The following is a 15048-nucleotide window of genomic DNA, read 5'->3' as shown; positions in this document are numbered from 1 at the left end:
TGAAACCTTGTTTTTAAACTGATAATAATTACCATCTGAATCTGTGACATCAAAAACTAAATAACTAATGTCAATACCAAAATATTTAATATCTTTATTCATAACAAATTATTTTTTTGAAAGGACATACTACGCGAGTTTCAACGACTTAAAATCGAGGTCTTAAAGCCTCACAGAACTGTTCGAAATCTGAGTAGAAAAGAGAGGGGATTTACAATGTTGACGAGATCTGAAGTCTCTCCGTATAAATTAACCTTATTCCTCTCTTTTGTGCTTTCTATTTTATATGTTTAAATTAGTCTTTTTTATTTAAATGCTAACTTAAGATGTATAGAATTAATTGCTAGATTAGGGCTTAATCAAAGGTCGTTGTGCGCCATTTGAAAAAAAAACAGAAATCCCTTGTCAATTGTAACAAATTATAGTCATTTCAGTCTTAATTGAAAGACTAAATTAATATGAGCTCAATTAAATCAACTACTCAAATCAAGGAAAAAAACATAACCATAGCTAATGCTGCTTTAATATCTGGAATAGGAGTATTAATTATGGCGTTAACAGTACCATTTGCTGAATTCTATATTTTTCCAAAACTAATAGCTGAAAATCCAGCATTGACTGCTAAAAATATTATGGATAATAGATTATTATTCACAACTGGTATTTTTTTACATTTCATAACACTTATCTGTGACATAGTAGTTGCTTGGTCTCTATATGTTTTTCTTAAACCTGTTTTTAAGCACCTTTCATTATTAACAGCTTGGTTTAGATTAATTTATACTGCTATATATTTAGTAGCATTGGTTAATTTAATTAAGGTTATAAATCTTTTAAATATTAATGAAAAGTCAAATATATTAGACCAAACTCAATTATATGATTCCATCACATTTTATATTAATTCATTCCATATCGAATGGTCTTTCGGACTAATCATTTTTGGAATTTATTTAAGTCTTCTTGGATATTTAGTATTTATTGCAGAATATGTTCCTAAAATATTTGGAATATTATTGATAATTGCTGGTTTTGGCTATTTAATAAATACTTTGGGATTGTTTCTATTCCCAAACATTAATACAGAATTCCTTTTTATTACATTCTTTGGAGAATTGATATTTATGATATGGCTTTTAATAAAAGGCTCTAAAATTAAGAACATAAAAAAAACGGAGCACAACAAAGTATAAAAAACATAAACGTTGTACCCAATTTAAGACAACACCATGAAACTTAACGACAAAAATATATTAAGTGTAGAAACTTATAATAATTCAGCAGAAAGCTATCAAGATAAATTCATGGAAATGGATTTATACCATGATACTTTTAATAAGTTTTGCGAACTAATAAAAGTCGATAATGCAAAAATATTTGAAATAGCTTGTGGACCAGGAAACGTTACTAAATATCTAAAGTCAATTAATCCTAAATTTCAAATTAAAGGAATTGATTTAGCCTCTAAGATGATTGAATTGGCTAAAATCAATAATCCTGATGTTGATTTTGAAATAATGGATTGCAGAAAAATAGATGAGGTAAAAGAAATGTTCGATGCAATTATGTGTGGATTTTGCATGCCCTATCTTTCTAAAGAAGAATGTTCAAAACTAATTCAAGATTCTGCCAATTTACTATACGCCTATGGATTATTTTATTTGAGTACCATGGAAGATGATTATGAAAAATCGGGTTACGAAACAACAAGTTTTAGTGGTGAAAATGAAGTTTACATTCATTATCACCAAGCCGCTTTTTTAGAAGAACAATTAAATAATTCAGGGTTCGAGATTGTAAACTTAGTTCGGAAAGATTACCCAGAACCAGATGGAACTTTTCTAACTGACATGATATTTATTGCCAGAAAAAAATAAAAAAATTTCGCTAAGTGCTTAATCGGAAATTAATTACTTTTAATTGCGTACTAACCATAGCAGAAACATTTTTAAATAATGCAAGAAAAACTAAACTACATATTAATTACAACCCTAATTTTAATAAGTATTTCGTGTAAAAACGAAAACAAAAAGGACGATCTAAATTTAGAAGCTGAAACTGAATTGAAAATAGATTCTACGGAAGCTAATCTCAACAACAAAAAATCACTCACAAGCTCTGAATATAATACTGACTATTCAGAAATTGAAAATATTGAGCGACCAGAAAAAACAATCATTCGAAATTTAGCAATTGATACAACTAAAGCATTCGGAATTTGGACTCAAGATCCAAATGGACCTCATGCCGATTTTTGGCTAACTAAAAAATCATTTTATGTTGTAGACTATGATGGAGATGCGGAAATGCCATATATTTTAGACAAAAACGAAATCACTATATTTTACAAGGACTTTGTTCAAAAAGGAAGAATTACTTCAACAGAAAATGATACTCTGAAAATAAAGTGGTCTGATAATGAGCACGTAACTGAATATCGAAAATTCGAAAATTAATAAAGCACTATATACTAAATCGCATAAAAATAACACTTAGTTTTTTGCAAACACCAAAGTTACATCCACAAAAAAAGCCTTTCAATTTCTTGAAAGGCTTTTACTTTTTGGGTGGAAGACCGGATTCGAACCGGCGACCCTTGGTACCACAAACCAATGCTCTAACCAACTGAGCTACAACCACCATGTAACTTGCATTTTGTAATGCGTGTGCAAATGTAAACGATTTAAACGTTATCTACAAAGACTTTTTAAAAATTTTTACATAAAATTTTTAAAAAAACATTCAGAAGATTCTAACTACTTTAAATCGAACAAACTACCAACTGCAGGCAAACGTTCTACATTAAAACCTTCGGCGTAAGCCACACCAACCAATCGTCCTAAATCTTGTGCACGATAAGTTACACTATCTGTAAAGTTCTTGCTAGATATTGGAGTTACAGGCGCTTTACTATCTGGATCGTAAAATTGAGTTTTATATGCCAGCACCGATTCCATTTTTATATCAATAACACTAGAGATATCAACAACAATGTCTGGCTCTAAGTTTTTCCATTGTATATAATGGTATACTTGCTTTGGTCTCCAAGGTGCTTGCAGTGTACCTTGATCATCTTTTGTCTCTATTTTTATCAGTCCGCTTAAAAAACAAGCATCACTAACTAACTTACTTCCTTTTCCATGATCGATGTGGCGATCATCAAAAGCATTACAAAGTATTATTTCTGGTTGATACTTACGTATCATTTTAATAACCTCTAATTGATGCGTTTTATCGTTTACAAAAAAACAATCGGCAAAGCCTAAATTCTCACGCACAGCAACACCTAATATCTTTGCAGCGTTACTAGCTTCTGTAAATCTAGTTTCTGCTGTACCTCGCGTTCCCAATTCCCCTTGGGTTAAATCTATAATCCCCACTTTTTTGCCATTAGCAATTTCTTTAGCAATGGTACCACCACAACCTAACTCCACATCATCCGGATGTGCTCCAAGGGCTAGAATATCTAATTTCATTTTTAACTTCTTTTAAATTTTTATTTCGTTTTTCAACCTACAAAATCAGAATACACTATCAAAAATCTTAATTATCGCAAAACTAGTGACTTCGCAAACGTATTCGTAAGTATTTTTTGCATTTAATGAGGCTCAAATATAACAATAATGAAAAAATAGCACCCAAATTCAAAGTATGACTTTCGTCATAATTACTCTTCTGTATCTACAGTAATTTTACAGTATAAATATAGAACGACACTTATAGCGCTAAGCTAATAAACAATTATAAATTATGATCTACTTAATGCTTCTCATTTTAATTATAACTATTGGTCTCTTTGTTTGGGGAAAGTTTACACCAGATATTGTTGCATTAATATCTATGTTGAGTTTATACTTAACAGGCATTTTAACTCCAACAGAAACCTTAAGCGGTTTTAGTAACCCAACAGTAATTATGATTGCCGCACTCTTTATAATAGGAGAAGGTATTGCTCAAACCGGATGGACGGCCTTAGCAGGTAAAAAGTTTGTAGAATGGGCAGGAAAAAGTGTTCCGAAGCTATTAGTAATTATCACGCTTGGTGCAGGTGTACTTTCTGGTTTTGTTAGTAATACGGGTACCGTTGCAACCTTAATGCCACTTACCATATCATCAGCTTGGAGCATTGGTACATTACCATCAAAAATGCTTATGCCTGTTGCTTTTGGATCTAACACAGGTGGTTTATTAACCCTAACAGGAACACCACCAAACATTATTGCGAGTAACGCTTTAGTTGAAGCAGGATTCGAAGGGTTTTCATTTTTCGAGTTCGCCCTAATAGGTATACCATTACTACTTGTTGCCTTACTTTACTTTAGATATGTAGGTTACAAATTATTACCAAGTAATAAAACAAATAACAAACCTGTAAACATTGAATCTACACTTTATAATTGGATTGAAGCTTACAAAGTACACGATGGATATTATAGACTACGCGTACGCTCAATATCACCATTAATTAATACAAAATGTGAAGATTGGCATTTTGAAAAAGACTTTAATGTATCTATTATAAGAATTAAAAGAAGACACCCAAATGTTTTAAAAGGTATAGCACAGTTTGAAGAATTCCCAGTACCATCAACAGATTTACTGTACCACGATATTATTACTGTAAAAGGTGATGCTAAAGACATTAACAAATTAATGATCACGTTTAGACTAGGGCTTTTACCTCTAGAACCTATAACAACCGACGAATTAAAACACAACTTAATTAACCAAGAGGTTGGAATGGCAGAAGTAATTGTGAATCCAAATTCTATTTTAGTAGGAAGAAAATATAAAGTAGGTGATTATTTTAAAAGATACGGTATTCAACTTTTAGGAGCCTCTAGAAATAACAAACCTTTACTAGAAAAAGAAATAACTGTAAAAGTAGGTGATGCCTTTTTAATTAGAGGAACATGGGCGCACATTGAAGATTTAAAAGAACAAAACGAAAACCTTGTTATTATTGGTAGCCCAGAAGGTATGGCTAAAAATGTGGAAAGTTTAAGTCCAAAATCATACATTGCTTTAGGTGCTTTAATCCTCATGATTATATTCATGGTCTTTAAAATTGTACCAGGTTCTATTGCAGCATTAATATCCGCAGGTGTAGTTTTATTAACAGGCTGTGTACCAATATCGAAAGCTTACAAAGGCATTAGCTGGACCAGTGTTGTTATGATTGCCGCTATGATACCAATGGGTATTGCATTACAAAAAACAGGCACAGCGCAACTTATAGCAAGTGCTTTAGTAGACTATTTAGGGGCTATTCACCCTATTCTATTACTAGGTGGTGTGTTTTTACTAACAACAACCTTTAGCCAGGTCATTAACAACTCGGCCACAGCAGTTTTAATGGCACCAATAGCCATTTTAGCAGCAACATCATTAAACCTTTCTCCAGAACCGTTTATGATTATTGTAGCCATAAGTGCATCAACAGCCTTTTTAACACCAATAGGCACAACAACAAACGCCATGGTTATGACGGCCGGTGGTTACAAGTTCATGAACTACCTAAAAGTTGGAGCACCATTACTACTATTATTTTTCATTATATCATTAATACTTGTGCCAATTATTTGGCCATTTTAAACCATAAAATTATTAGGAACTTTAAAATCAATAATTATGAAAACGACAGAAACCATGACAAAACAAGCCGACTTAAAACAATACGGAATTGACGCTGCTAAAGTGAACTGGAATTTATCTCCAGAAGAACTTCAAAAAATTGCAGTAGCTGAAGGTTCTGGTGAAGAAACAGCTAACGGAACTCTAGTAATTAAAACAGGTAAGTTTACTGGTCGTTCTCCTCAAGATAGATTTATAGTAAAAGATGATTATACTGCTGAAAGAGTTTGGTGGGGAAAAACAAACAAAGCAGTTTCTCCAGAGAACTTTGATAAACTTGAAGCTGAAATTAAAAAATATCTTTCTGGAAAAGAAATATACGCAAGAGATGGGTATGTGTGTGCAGAGCCAGAATACAGAACAAATATTAGAACAGTAACCGAGTATTCTTGGTCTAGCATGTTTGTTTTCAATATGTTTTTACGCCCAAGCCCAAGTGAGTTAGAAAACTTTAGTGAAGACTGGTTAGTACTTTGTGCTCCAGGATATGAATGTCCAGATCCTAAAGCATACGGTATCCGTCAAGGAAACTTCTCTATTATCAACTTTACTAAAAAAATAGCTTTAGTTGGTGGATCTGCTTACACAGGAGAAATTAAAAAAGGTATCTTCTCTGCTATGAACATGGTTTTACCTGTAGAGAGAAATGTATTACCAATGCACTGCTCTGCTAACGTAGGTAAAAAAGGTGATACTGCTATTTTCTTCGGATTATCAGGAACAGGGAAAACAACACTTTCTGCAGATCCAGAAAGAAAATTAATTGGAGATGATGAGCATGGTTGGACAGCAGACAACACTATTTTTAACTTTGAAGGTGGATGTTATGCAAAAGTGATCGATTTATCTGAAGAAAAAGAACCAGACATCTTTAGAGCGGTTAAACCAGGGGCTTTACTTGAAAATATTTTAATTAAAGAAGATGGAGAACCAGATTATTTAGATAGCAGCATTACGCAAAACACACGTGTAAGTTACCCTATTTATCATATCGATAACATCCAAGAAACACTTTACGCAAACAATCCAAAAAACATCTTCTTTTTAACTTGTGATGCTTTTGGTGTATTACCTCCAGTATCTAAATTAACACCAGGCCAAGCGGCTTACCACTTTATCTCTGGTTATACTGCTAAAGTTGCTGGAACAGAAGCTGGAATTACAGAACCAGTACCATCATTCTCTGCTTGTTTCGGAGAACCATTTATGCCATTACACCCAACAGTTTACGGTGAAATGCTAAGTAAAAAAATGACTGAAGCTGGTGTAAATGTTTGGTTAATAAACACAGGATGGAGTGCAGGACCTTACGGTGTAGGATCTCGTATAAAATTAAAATATACAAGAGCGATGATTACAGCAATTCTAAACGGTGAGTTAGAAGGCGTAGATTACGATCAAAACTTTATTTTCGGTTTACACATGCCAAAATACTGCCCAGGTGTACCAACTGAAATTTTAGATCCAATGAATACTTGGTTGAAAAAAGGAGAATATGTAGGGAAAGCAATTCAATTAGCACACTCTTTCCACTTAAACTTCGAGAAATTCGCAGCTCAAGCTTCAGATCAAATTATGGAAGGTGGGCCACTAATTGACGAACACCACCACTTAAACGAGAGTTTTTAATTAAGTGGATATTAATAGCAAAAAAAGGAGCTCGAAAAGAGCTCCTTTTATATTATAACTCTTTTTTTTTGAAACAGTTTTCGGTTTTAAATCACTGTAAATTAATACTAAATTTAAAACCTTATTACTAACTTAAATCACAATATCATGAAGTACTTATTAACTACAATAGTGCTTATTATTTCTATTTCTAACAGTTATAGTCAATCTCCAGAAGACAAATTAGGATCTTGGTATATGCTCGATGGCACACATAAGGTGGCCGACAAATGGAGCGTTAAAACAGGGTTTCAATTACGTTCTTTTGAAGTACTAGATAACTTAAACTTATTATTTTATTATGCTGGTGCAAACTACCATTTAAATAAAAAAACAACATTAACCTTAGTGTATTGCTATTTAGATATCGATAGAAGCTATTTATTGGCCGGAGAAAGCCATTTATATGAAAATAGACCTTACGAGCAAATAAGCTACACACAATCCACCAAAAGCCTTCCTATTTACCATAGAGTAAGGTTAGAGCATCGTTTTTTAAACTATCAACATACGCAAACTACATTACATAGATTTCGTTACAGATTAGGCACAAAAGTGAAATTGAGTGATAAAATGTTCTTCAATATTAATAATGAAATTTTCATGAACCTGCAAGATCAGGTTTTTACCGAAAATAGATTTTATGCAGCCATAGGCTTCAATGTTTCAAAATCTAGTAATTTTCAAGTAGGCTATTTAAATCATGAAATAAATAAATCGAATTTAAACCGACTACAAGTAGGTTACTTTTTTAAAACAGATTTAAGAAAAAAAGTGAAGTAATTTTATAATTTTCTTTTAACCGAACCAGCAAAGTCTTCGATATCATCTTTTACTTTATCGAGTTCTTTTTTAATATCTCCGGTTACACTAGTATCAATTCCGCTTTTCTCAGCAGTTTTGGTAATTTCGTGTTTAATATCGTTGGTAGCATCTTTTAGAGTACGCATACCTTTACCCAAACCACGTGCGATTTCGGGTATTTTATCGGCTCCAAAAACCATCACCACTATAAATAGTATAAAGGCGATTTCTGCTCCGCTAATAAATAAAAATGTTGCTAGTTGTATCACGTGGCAAATATAGTAACTTGTTTTATTAGTTTAAACATTTTTTAATTTGTTTAACTCAATTTTCAATTTAAAACAAAAAAGCCGACTTTTTCAAGTCGGCTTTTTTAAAAAATTCAATTGCTATCAATCAGCCCTTTACTTTCTCTTTAAATTTACTAAATGCAGTAGCATCATCTTTTGGCCACGCATTGTTTGTAGTATCCACATCGGCAGTTTCTAAATCTGGATCAATAACAAAACTCGTTATTGCTTTATTAGTTTTAAATACCTTTTTAACTTCAAACTCATTATATCTCCATATTTCAGCAGGATATTTTTTTCTTTCTACAGTACCATCTTCATAAGTAATTTCTAAAATAATAGGCATTACCAATCCACCTGGCTTTTCAAAAGTTACTTCATAAAAATGCTTTGGAGCTTCTTTTAATTTTGCTTTTTCTTCTGGAGATAAAGACTCTAAATACGTATTAAGTTCAGCAAAATCTGTTGCACTTTTAGCATCTTGAGGAATAACGCCATCTACAGCTTCAGCATAATAAATAAAACGCCCTGGGTAATCTGCTAAATCCATTTTAAAACGCTTAGCTCTTTCCTTAGCACTTTCAGTTGGCTTATCTGTTAAATAGTATTGCTTAACATCTTTAACACCTATATCTGTATAATCCGTAGTATAAAACCAACCTCTCCAGAACCAATCTAAATCCATTGCAGAAGCATCTTCCATAGATCTAAAGAAATCTGCTGGAGTTGGGTGCTTAAACATCCAACGTTGAGAGTATGTTCTAAACGCGTAATCGAACAATTCTGGCCCCATTATAGTTTGTCTAAGCAAGTATAACGCTGCAGAAGGCTTAGTGTATGCATTTGGACCAAATTGGTGCACGTAATCTCCTTGAGACATAATTGGAGAAATATTACTTTGATCACCACCCATGTAGGCAACAATATCTTTTGGTAAGTTTCCGGTAATGTAGTTTGGATCGTAATCTAACTCAGCTAATGTTTCAACAAAAGAGTTTAAACCTTCATCCATCCAAGTCCATTGGCGCTCATCACTATTTACAATCATCGGGAAAAAGTTATGCCCAACTTCATGAGTAATTACACCAATCATTCCGCGTTTTAATCTTTCAGAATAAGTTCCATCTTCATTTGGACGCCCGTAGTTAAAACAAATCATTGGGTACTCCATTCCCATTTCTGCATGTACAGAAACCGCTTTACTATAAGGGTAATCGAAAGTTAACTTAGAATATTCTTCTAAAGTATTAGCAACTACACGTGTAGAGTGCTCTTCCCATAATGGGTTTCCTTCTTTAGAATATAAAGAAATAGCCATTACCGAACGACCATTAATATCTACAGCCATAGCATCCCAAAGGAATTTTCTAGACGTTGCAAAAGCAAAATCTCTAACCTTATCAGCCTTAAAGTGCCATGTTTTTAATTTTGTAGTACGTTGTTTTTCAGCTTGCTCTGCTTCTTCTTGTGTTACAATAAAAACAGGATCTTTAAAAGATTTTTTAGCTAACTCAAAACGTTTAATTTGTTCTTTAGTTAAAACATCTTTTGGGTTTTGTAACTCACCTGTGGCTTCCATTTTATGGTCTGCAGGCACGGTTAACTTAACATCGTAATTTCCAAATTCTAAAGCAAATTCACTTCTGCCCCAGAATTGCATATTTTGCCAACCTTCTACATTATTATAAACACATAATCTTGGAAAAAACTGAGCAATAACATACGTGTTGTTTCCATCAGGAAAAGCCTCGTAACCAGAACGTCCGCCTTGAGTTACGTGGTTATTTACGTTGTACCACCATTTAATTTCAAATTTAAAGGTATCGCCTGGCGCTAATGGTTTTGCCAAGTTAATACGCATCATGGTTTGATTGATTGTATATGATAAATCCGATCCGTTATCGTTTTTTACATGCTCAATATTAAATCCACCATCAAAACTTTCTTGAAGATTGTTTTTAGTAAAAGATTGCGCACTATTAAAAGGTGTTTTAAAACTCTCTTCTTTAACATCTGGAGTTTTTGAATCTTTAGCTCGCATGTTTTGGTCGAGCTGAATCCATAAATATTGTAAGTGATCCTTTGAGTTGTTGTGATATGTTATTTTTTCGTCACCAAAAATTTGACTGGTATTTTCGTCTAAACGAATATCCATAACATAATCAACTTGTTGTTGAGTGTACTTGTAGCCTGGCGCACCAGAGGCTGTTCTAGTTTCGTTGGGCGTTGCCAACAAATCTTTCATTTGCCTAAACTTGTTTTGATCGGTATGACCTTGTGGTTTAGTGCTTGTGGGTTCTTGAGCGAAAAGGCTCGTGGAAATAAAAATTACAGATAGGAAACAATACTTCAGGATTCTCATTTTAGCTATAAATAGATTTAACAAATTTTCAGCTTTTAACTCTAATATGTTTACTTATTAGAACTAAAAACGCTCGAAAATAATAAATCTAAAAGTTAATTAACAGTAAATTAATTAAAATTTAACAGCGCTGAGTTGTTTTTATGAGTGAGTATAAAACTTTTTTGTTTGGAGTTGATTTTGGTTTTAACAATGTTTTGTTGATCTGGGCAAACAGCAAAAAGCATTTCATTAGACACCTCTACCGAATTAATAGATTGAATTTCAGTAACTTCTAAATAAAATCGCACAATGTCACCATCATATTCTTTACCCACAAATTGAAGTGTAGCAGGCTGTTTATTTATAGAAACTTTTAAATTGGTATTAATATACTTTTCTAGGTACGTGTTAACAGCTTCAGAATCTTTATTTTCATCTAAAGTGATATTTTCATCATAATTATGGCGCAACGCATTTTCTAAATCGTCAATAAAAACTCTAGAAATTATCTGAACCGCCTTTTTATCCTTTACATATTCAACCTGTGTAACGCTAATGTAATATTTATGAATGCTTGTAAATGAAAAAAAACTAAATACAGCGAGGAGTAAAACTATTTTGAAACGATTCATTAATCTATTATTTTTTTGCTAAAGTAATTATTTTAGAAGTTCAAAAAGCATTCCAAAATATAAGTTCTTTTCTAAAACCGAAAGATCCGTCTTTATTAACAAGAAAAACTAAGGCTTTATATTTTCCAAATACTGTTTATACTTCACCCTTAAAAACACAAGTATTTTAAAATCGCTTTGGTTTTTACAGTATTTAACAAAGTTAGCATCATCGGAACAGAAATATAAAAAATCCATTCGCTTATCTTCATCTAGCGGGTTCGATGCAAAAAAGTCTTTTCCTAATCGGCTTTTAATGCTGTGCATTAAGCCATCTTTCTGCTCAATTTTCACACGGCGTTTAAGCATTTTTGTTCGGCCCGAAATAGCATTTATTAAAGGCGTAAAACCTATAGAAGCTCCAAGGCCGTAACCAGAACTACCTAATCCAGGATTAAAACTAGAAGCCTCACTTAGCTGCCTTTCATTTATAGTAGCAATTTTACCCGTGTATCCAGGGATGCCAACATCGAAGAAATTAAGAGGCCTATCACCTTTTGTGTTTTTAATATCCGAAAGTAAATCGCCTGTTAGTATTTTACCAACAATAACAGTATCAAGCTGATTAACCTGCTCGTTTAACTTTACCAAAACCGCTTTATTAAGTACGGTTTCGTTAGAAACTACAATTTCTTGTAACTTATACCGAATAGACGTAAACACAATAGTATCATGCAAACGCACCGGTAATTTAAACTCACCATGGGCATCCGTAACGGTATAAGCCTGTCCTGTTTTATTAATAACGTGTATGTTTTCAACATCACTTACGCCGGTAACCTTGCCTAGAATTTCAACCGTTTGCCCGTAGAAATTTAAAGACGCTAAAAAGAATAAAAATAGTAGTTTTTGTTTCACACTTTAATTTTAGAACCACGAATAACGACGATAATTTCTTAAAGAAATTACAAAACGCATCTAATATTTTGTTAAAGCTAACAACACCTATCCTTCTATTTAGTCTTCAAAAAAGCAACACTTCTAGTATTAAGCAACTCCAAGAACTCCATTTCTTTACCTTCGTTCAGTAAACTAAAATCAAAATTATTACGTTGCACATAATGTATAAACTCTTCCACGCGGTGTTCAGGAATATCAAAATTATCCACTAAAAACTCCGATCCAAAGTAATACTTAACCGCCTCAATAGGCACTTCCGGGATTCCTTTTGCTTCTTTATCCTTAACCTTAGATCTAAATAATGGTAGCAACAATTGGTCTACAACATTTATCACATTCAGTCCGTTTACCATCGGCATATGCTCTCTACCAATAGCGTCATTAACGGTTTGTGTACTATAATCTTGAGCAAATTCAAATTCATCTTTATGTTTAATACCATAGTAAAGTGCATCCAACTTAGGCGAAAACGGCTTAGCCACTTCCATATCTTCAGCTAAAACACCCGTAAGTTTTTGTGGCAAAAGTATAATTTCATCCAGCTTATTAATTTCCATAATTAAAAACACCTTCATACTCTTAGAACCCATAATGGCTTCATTCACAGTAAATTTAATATTTTGGAATTGCAAAGCGCTCACCTCAATAATATCATTAAGGCGCACCGCAAGTGTAAACTCACCACCATCATCAGTAATAGTTCCGGCATTAGACGATGCATTAAAAACCGTAATACCACCAAGATCGCTACTTTCAACTATAATTTTTCCTTCAACATTAAACCGCTGAAAATCTTGCGAAAAAGCAAAGCCACTCATTAAACAAACCAGAAAAAGTATTTTAAATTTCATATGTTCTTTTTTATTAAAAATACGTTTTAATCAAGTCTTCATCAAGTAAAACAGAAAAAAATACATTAAAAAAATAAATTTATTTAGTTTTACCCTCTAAAGAAAAACATCATGCAACAAATTACCATTGCCAGCACCTCTACCCTACACGGTTCGGGATATTTAGAATACCTACTCGATTACCTCAGCGTATTTTTTAAAAATGCCGATACCATTCTATTTATACCCTACGCTAGGCCAGGCGGCATAAGTCATGATGCTTATACAGAAACCGTACAAAAAGCATTCGCTAAAATAGATAAAAGCGTTACCGGAATGCATAAACACAGTAATCCTGTTGAAGCCGTAGCACAAGCCGAAGCCATTTTTGTAGGTGGCGGCAACACCTTTGTACTTACTAACCAATTGTATAAAAACAACCTCATCGATGCTATACAACAAGCCGTTAAAACCGGAACGCCATATTTAGGTACCAGTGCAGGTAGTAACATTTGCGGACTCACCATAAAAAACACCAACGATATGCCCATAGTATATCCGCCAAGTTTCAATGCATTAGCCTTGGTACCCTTCAATATCAATCCGCATTATTTAGACCCATTGCCAGATAGCAAACACATGGGCGAAACCAGAGAAACCCGCATAAAAGAGTTTCATAACTTCAATACCAACCCCGTAGTAGGCCTACGAGAAGGCAGTTGGCTGGCCGTTTCAGGTAAATCTATAAAGTTAAAAGGCGAACTACCCGCACGTATTTTCGAGTACAACAAAGCACCTTACGAGGTTGCGCCAGACACCCAATTAAATCATTTAAAATAAAAGGAGTAACATATTAAAATTCAGAATACAATTTTGGGCGGGTTTTTAAGAAAAATAAAAACCGCGCTATCCGTTATATCTTTTTACGAGGAAAAATTAAGCTAATCAAATCAGCTAGAGCATAAACAAAACAACAGCTATATTAAGCCAATTTAATAAGTCGTAAAAAGGATGCCACTGCTATCGCTCCCGCAGGAGCCCGCCAACATCATTAATTATCGTAAAACAAAGTGTACTTGCTAAGTTCAGTAAAAAATAAAAAATGTGCTTAGTTCAATTTATAAGCGATCATCACACCACCTCTATACGGCAACCATTCTCCACTCTTATTATAGCGCACTACACCATCTACACGCTCACCAGAAGCTTTGTTGTATCCTTTATAAAAAGCCTGATGCGTACCACCGCCAAGAAAAATATCAATATTAAACCGATCACTTAGGCGTTTTTGTATCCCTATGGTTGCACCTGCGGTATACCCAAAACCTTGTTCGTAACCATTTGTTCCTCTAAAAAATTTAGACAATTTAAAGGTTGTACCAGCAATATGCCCACCAACATAAAAACCTTTAAAGCGTTCTTTAAAGTAATAACGAAATTCTGGAGTCACAATTAAAAACTGTAACGGTGCACCATCTACAGAATTCCAAAAAGAAGCAATCGCATCTATTTGAAAGGTCCACTTTTTACTCAAGCCCGTTTCAAGACCAATATGTGGCATAGCCGCCAAAAGTGTCACTGCATTTCCCTTTAAATATGTGCCTTTAGAATCAGACGCTAAATCAAAATCATTTTGAGCATTCATTTTAAAAAAACAAAAGACTAAAACAACAACAAAAACATACGCTTTATAATTCATAATTTATTTGTTTTTAAACATTTTCGAGTTAAAACTAAGCAAAATCTTTATAATATCACTTGCTACAATTTTAATGTAAACTAAAGGTTAATTCTTATATAAAAGCAACAAATACACTCACAATTACGAAGTTGATAATTTCAAGCAATAATTCTTATCAATTTCGCATACATATCCTCGAAAAATACTTATTTCACAAGGGTTTACA

Annotated in this window: 14 protein-coding genes, 1 tRNA gene and 1 pseudogene; 7 read left to right on the top strand and 9 right to left on the bottom strand. The window is 33.3% G+C overall.

The annotated features are described in order from the left end of the window. Positions 1 to 102, bottom strand: a pseudogene (locus V6246_RS18480) (IS110 family transposase); the annotation flags it as partial. A 356-nt stretch (positions 103 to 458) separates the two neighbouring features. Here V6246_RS18480 and V6246_RS17775 point away from each other — a divergent pair. The 3 genes from V6246_RS17775 to V6246_RS17765 all read left to right on the top strand — a co-directional run bounded on the left by V6246_RS17775 (position 459) and on the right by V6246_RS17765 (position 2456). Further along, on the top strand, positions 459 to 1193 hold the full coding sequence (locus tag V6246_RS17775) for a DUF4386 domain-containing protein (RefSeq protein ID WP_341561789.1): 735 nt from the start codon (positions 459 to 461) through the stop codon (positions 1191 to 1193). 36 nt (positions 1194 to 1229) lie between these two features. Further along, positions 1230 to 1877 (top strand): class I SAM-dependent methyltransferase, encoded by a 648-nt coding sequence (locus V6246_RS17770; protein WP_341561788.1) that lies wholly within the window; start codon positions 1230 to 1232, stop codon positions 1875 to 1877. Between the two features lie 78 nt (positions 1878 to 1955). Next, positions 1956 to 2456 carry a hypothetical protein gene (locus V6246_RS17765; RefSeq protein WP_341561787.1) on the top strand — a complete coding sequence of 167 codons (501 nt, stop codon included), beginning with the start codon at positions 1956 to 1958 and terminating at the stop codon, positions 2454 to 2456. A gap of 109 nt (positions 2457 to 2565) precedes the next feature. Here the strand turns inward: V6246_RS17765 and V6246_RS17760 are convergent. Next, positions 2566 to 2641: transfer RNA gene (locus V6246_RS17760), tRNA-His, on the bottom strand. A gap of 115 nt (positions 2642 to 2756) precedes the next feature. Next, positions 2757 to 3476, bottom strand: coding sequence for a bacillithiol biosynthesis deacetylase BshB1 (bshB1, locus tag V6246_RS17755; protein ID WP_341561786.1), 720 nt, complete (start codon positions 3474 to 3476; stop codon positions 2757 to 2759). Between the two features lie 286 nt (positions 3477 to 3762). Here bshB1 and V6246_RS17750 point away from each other — a divergent pair, with 286 nt between their 5' ends. From V6246_RS17750 to V6246_RS17740, 3 genes are all read left to right on the top strand, one after another. After that, the gene (locus V6246_RS17750) at positions 3763 to 5595 is read left to right on the top strand and encodes an SLC13 family permease (RefSeq protein ID WP_341561785.1); all 1833 of its coding nucleotides are present in this window, start codon (positions 3763 to 3765) and stop codon (positions 5593 to 5595) included. A gap of 36 nt (positions 5596 to 5631) precedes the next feature. Beyond that, positions 5632 to 7263, top strand: coding sequence for a phosphoenolpyruvate carboxykinase (ATP) (pckA, locus tag V6246_RS17745; protein WP_341561784.1), 1632 nt, complete (start codon positions 5632 to 5634; stop codon positions 7261 to 7263). A gap of 147 nt (positions 7264 to 7410) precedes the next feature. Next, positions 7411 to 8085: a DUF2490 domain-containing protein gene (locus V6246_RS17740; RefSeq protein WP_341561783.1), complete on the top strand. Its 675-nt coding sequence runs from the start codon at positions 7411 to 7413 to the stop codon at positions 8083 to 8085. Between the two features lie 2 nt (positions 8086 to 8087). Here V6246_RS17740 and V6246_RS17735 read toward each other — a convergent pair whose 3' ends face one another. The 5 genes from V6246_RS17735 to V6246_RS17715 all read right to left on the bottom strand — a co-directional run bounded on the left by V6246_RS17735 (position 8088) and on the right by V6246_RS17715 (position 13162). Continuing rightward, positions 8088 to 8375, bottom strand: coding sequence for a Sec-independent protein translocase subunit TatA/TatB (locus V6246_RS17735; RefSeq protein ID WP_042497928.1), 288 nt, complete (start codon positions 8373 to 8375; stop codon positions 8088 to 8090). A gap of 127 nt (positions 8376 to 8502) precedes the next feature. Next, positions 8503 to 10758, bottom strand: a complete 2256-nt coding sequence (locus V6246_RS17730) for a M1 family metallopeptidase (RefSeq protein WP_341561782.1) — start codon at positions 10756 to 10758, stop codon at positions 8503 to 8505. Positions 10759 to 10868: 110 nt separating this feature from the next. After that, entirely contained in the window at positions 10869 to 11372 is a 504-nt protein-coding gene (locus V6246_RS17725) for a DUF6702 family protein (RefSeq protein WP_341561781.1), read from the bottom strand. Between the two features lie 108 nt (positions 11373 to 11480). Next, positions 11481 to 12269: a hypothetical protein gene (locus V6246_RS17720; protein ID WP_341561780.1), complete on the bottom strand. Its 789-nt coding sequence runs from the start codon at positions 12267 to 12269 to the stop codon at positions 11481 to 11483. 95 nt (positions 12270 to 12364) lie between these two features. After that, positions 12365 to 13162, bottom strand: coding sequence for a hypothetical protein (locus tag V6246_RS17715; RefSeq protein ID WP_341561779.1), 798 nt, complete (start codon positions 13160 to 13162; stop codon positions 12365 to 12367). A gap of 111 nt (positions 13163 to 13273) precedes the next feature. Here V6246_RS17715 and pepE point away from each other — a divergent pair, with 111 nt between their 5' ends. Continuing rightward, complete coding sequence (gene pepE / locus V6246_RS17710) at positions 13274 to 13981, top strand: dipeptidase PepE (RefSeq protein WP_341561778.1); 708 nt, start codon at positions 13274 to 13276, stop codon at positions 13979 to 13981. 268 nt (positions 13982 to 14249) lie between these two features. Here the strand turns inward: pepE and V6246_RS17705 are convergent, their stop codons facing one another. Continuing rightward, a complete protein-coding gene (locus tag V6246_RS17705) occupies positions 14250 to 14840 on the bottom strand; it encodes a DUF3575 domain-containing protein (protein WP_341561777.1) in 591 nt (196 codons plus the stop codon). Positions 14841 to 15048: the final 208 nt, after the last annotated feature.

Origin of the sequence: Algibacter sp. TI.3.09 (assembly GCF_038154905.1) — a bacterium.
Classification (GTDB): domain Bacteria; phylum Bacteroidota; class Bacteroidia; order Flavobacteriales; family Flavobacteriaceae; genus Algibacter.
The sequence above is the reverse complement of the archived record's forward strand: the minus strand, read 5'-3'. Positions and strand labels throughout refer to the sequence as shown.

Bases quoted from the DNA above. Each gene is read 5' to 3' on its own strand.
- pepE (WP_341561778.1), top strand. From the start codon at position 13,274: ATGCAACAAATTACCATTGCCAGCACCTCTACCCTACACGGTTCGGGA.
- V6246_RS17775 (WP_341561789.1), top strand. From the start codon at position 459: ATGAGCTCAATTAAATCAACTACTCAAATCAAGGAAAAAAACATAACC.
- V6246_RS17740 (WP_341561783.1), top strand. From the start codon at position 7,411: ATGAAGTACTTATTAACTACAATAGTGCTTATTATTTCTATTTCTAAC.
- V6246_RS17725 (WP_341561781.1), bottom strand. From the start codon at position 11,372: ATGAATCGTTTCAAAATAGTTTTACTCCTCGCTGTATTTAGTTTTTTT.
- V6246_RS17765 (WP_341561787.1), top strand. From the start codon at position 1,956: ATGCAAGAAAAACTAAACTACATATTAATTACAACCCTAATTTTAATA.
- V6246_RS17715 (WP_341561779.1), bottom strand. From the start codon at position 13,162: ATGAAATTTAAAATACTTTTTCTGGTTTGTTTAATGAGTGGCTTTGCT.
- V6246_RS17705 (WP_341561777.1), bottom strand. From the start codon at position 14,840: ATGAATTATAAAGCGTATGTTTTTGTTGTTGTTTTAGTCTTTTGTTTT.
- pckA (WP_341561784.1), top strand. From the start codon at position 5,632: ATGAAAACGACAGAAACCATGACAAAACAAGCCGACTTAAAACAATAC.
- bshB1 (WP_341561786.1), bottom strand. From the start codon at position 3,476: ATGAAATTAGATATTCTAGCCCTTGGAGCACATCCGGATGATGTGGAG.
- V6246_RS17730 (WP_341561782.1), bottom strand. From the start codon at position 10,758: ATGAGAATCCTGAAGTATTGTTTCCTATCTGTAATTTTTATTTCCACG.
- V6246_RS17750 (WP_341561785.1), top strand. From the start codon at position 3,763: ATGCTTCTCATTTTAATTATAACTATTGGTCTCTTTGTTTGGGGAAAG.
- V6246_RS17770 (WP_341561788.1), top strand. From the start codon at position 1,230: ATGAAACTTAACGACAAAAATATATTAAGTGTAGAAACTTATAATAAT.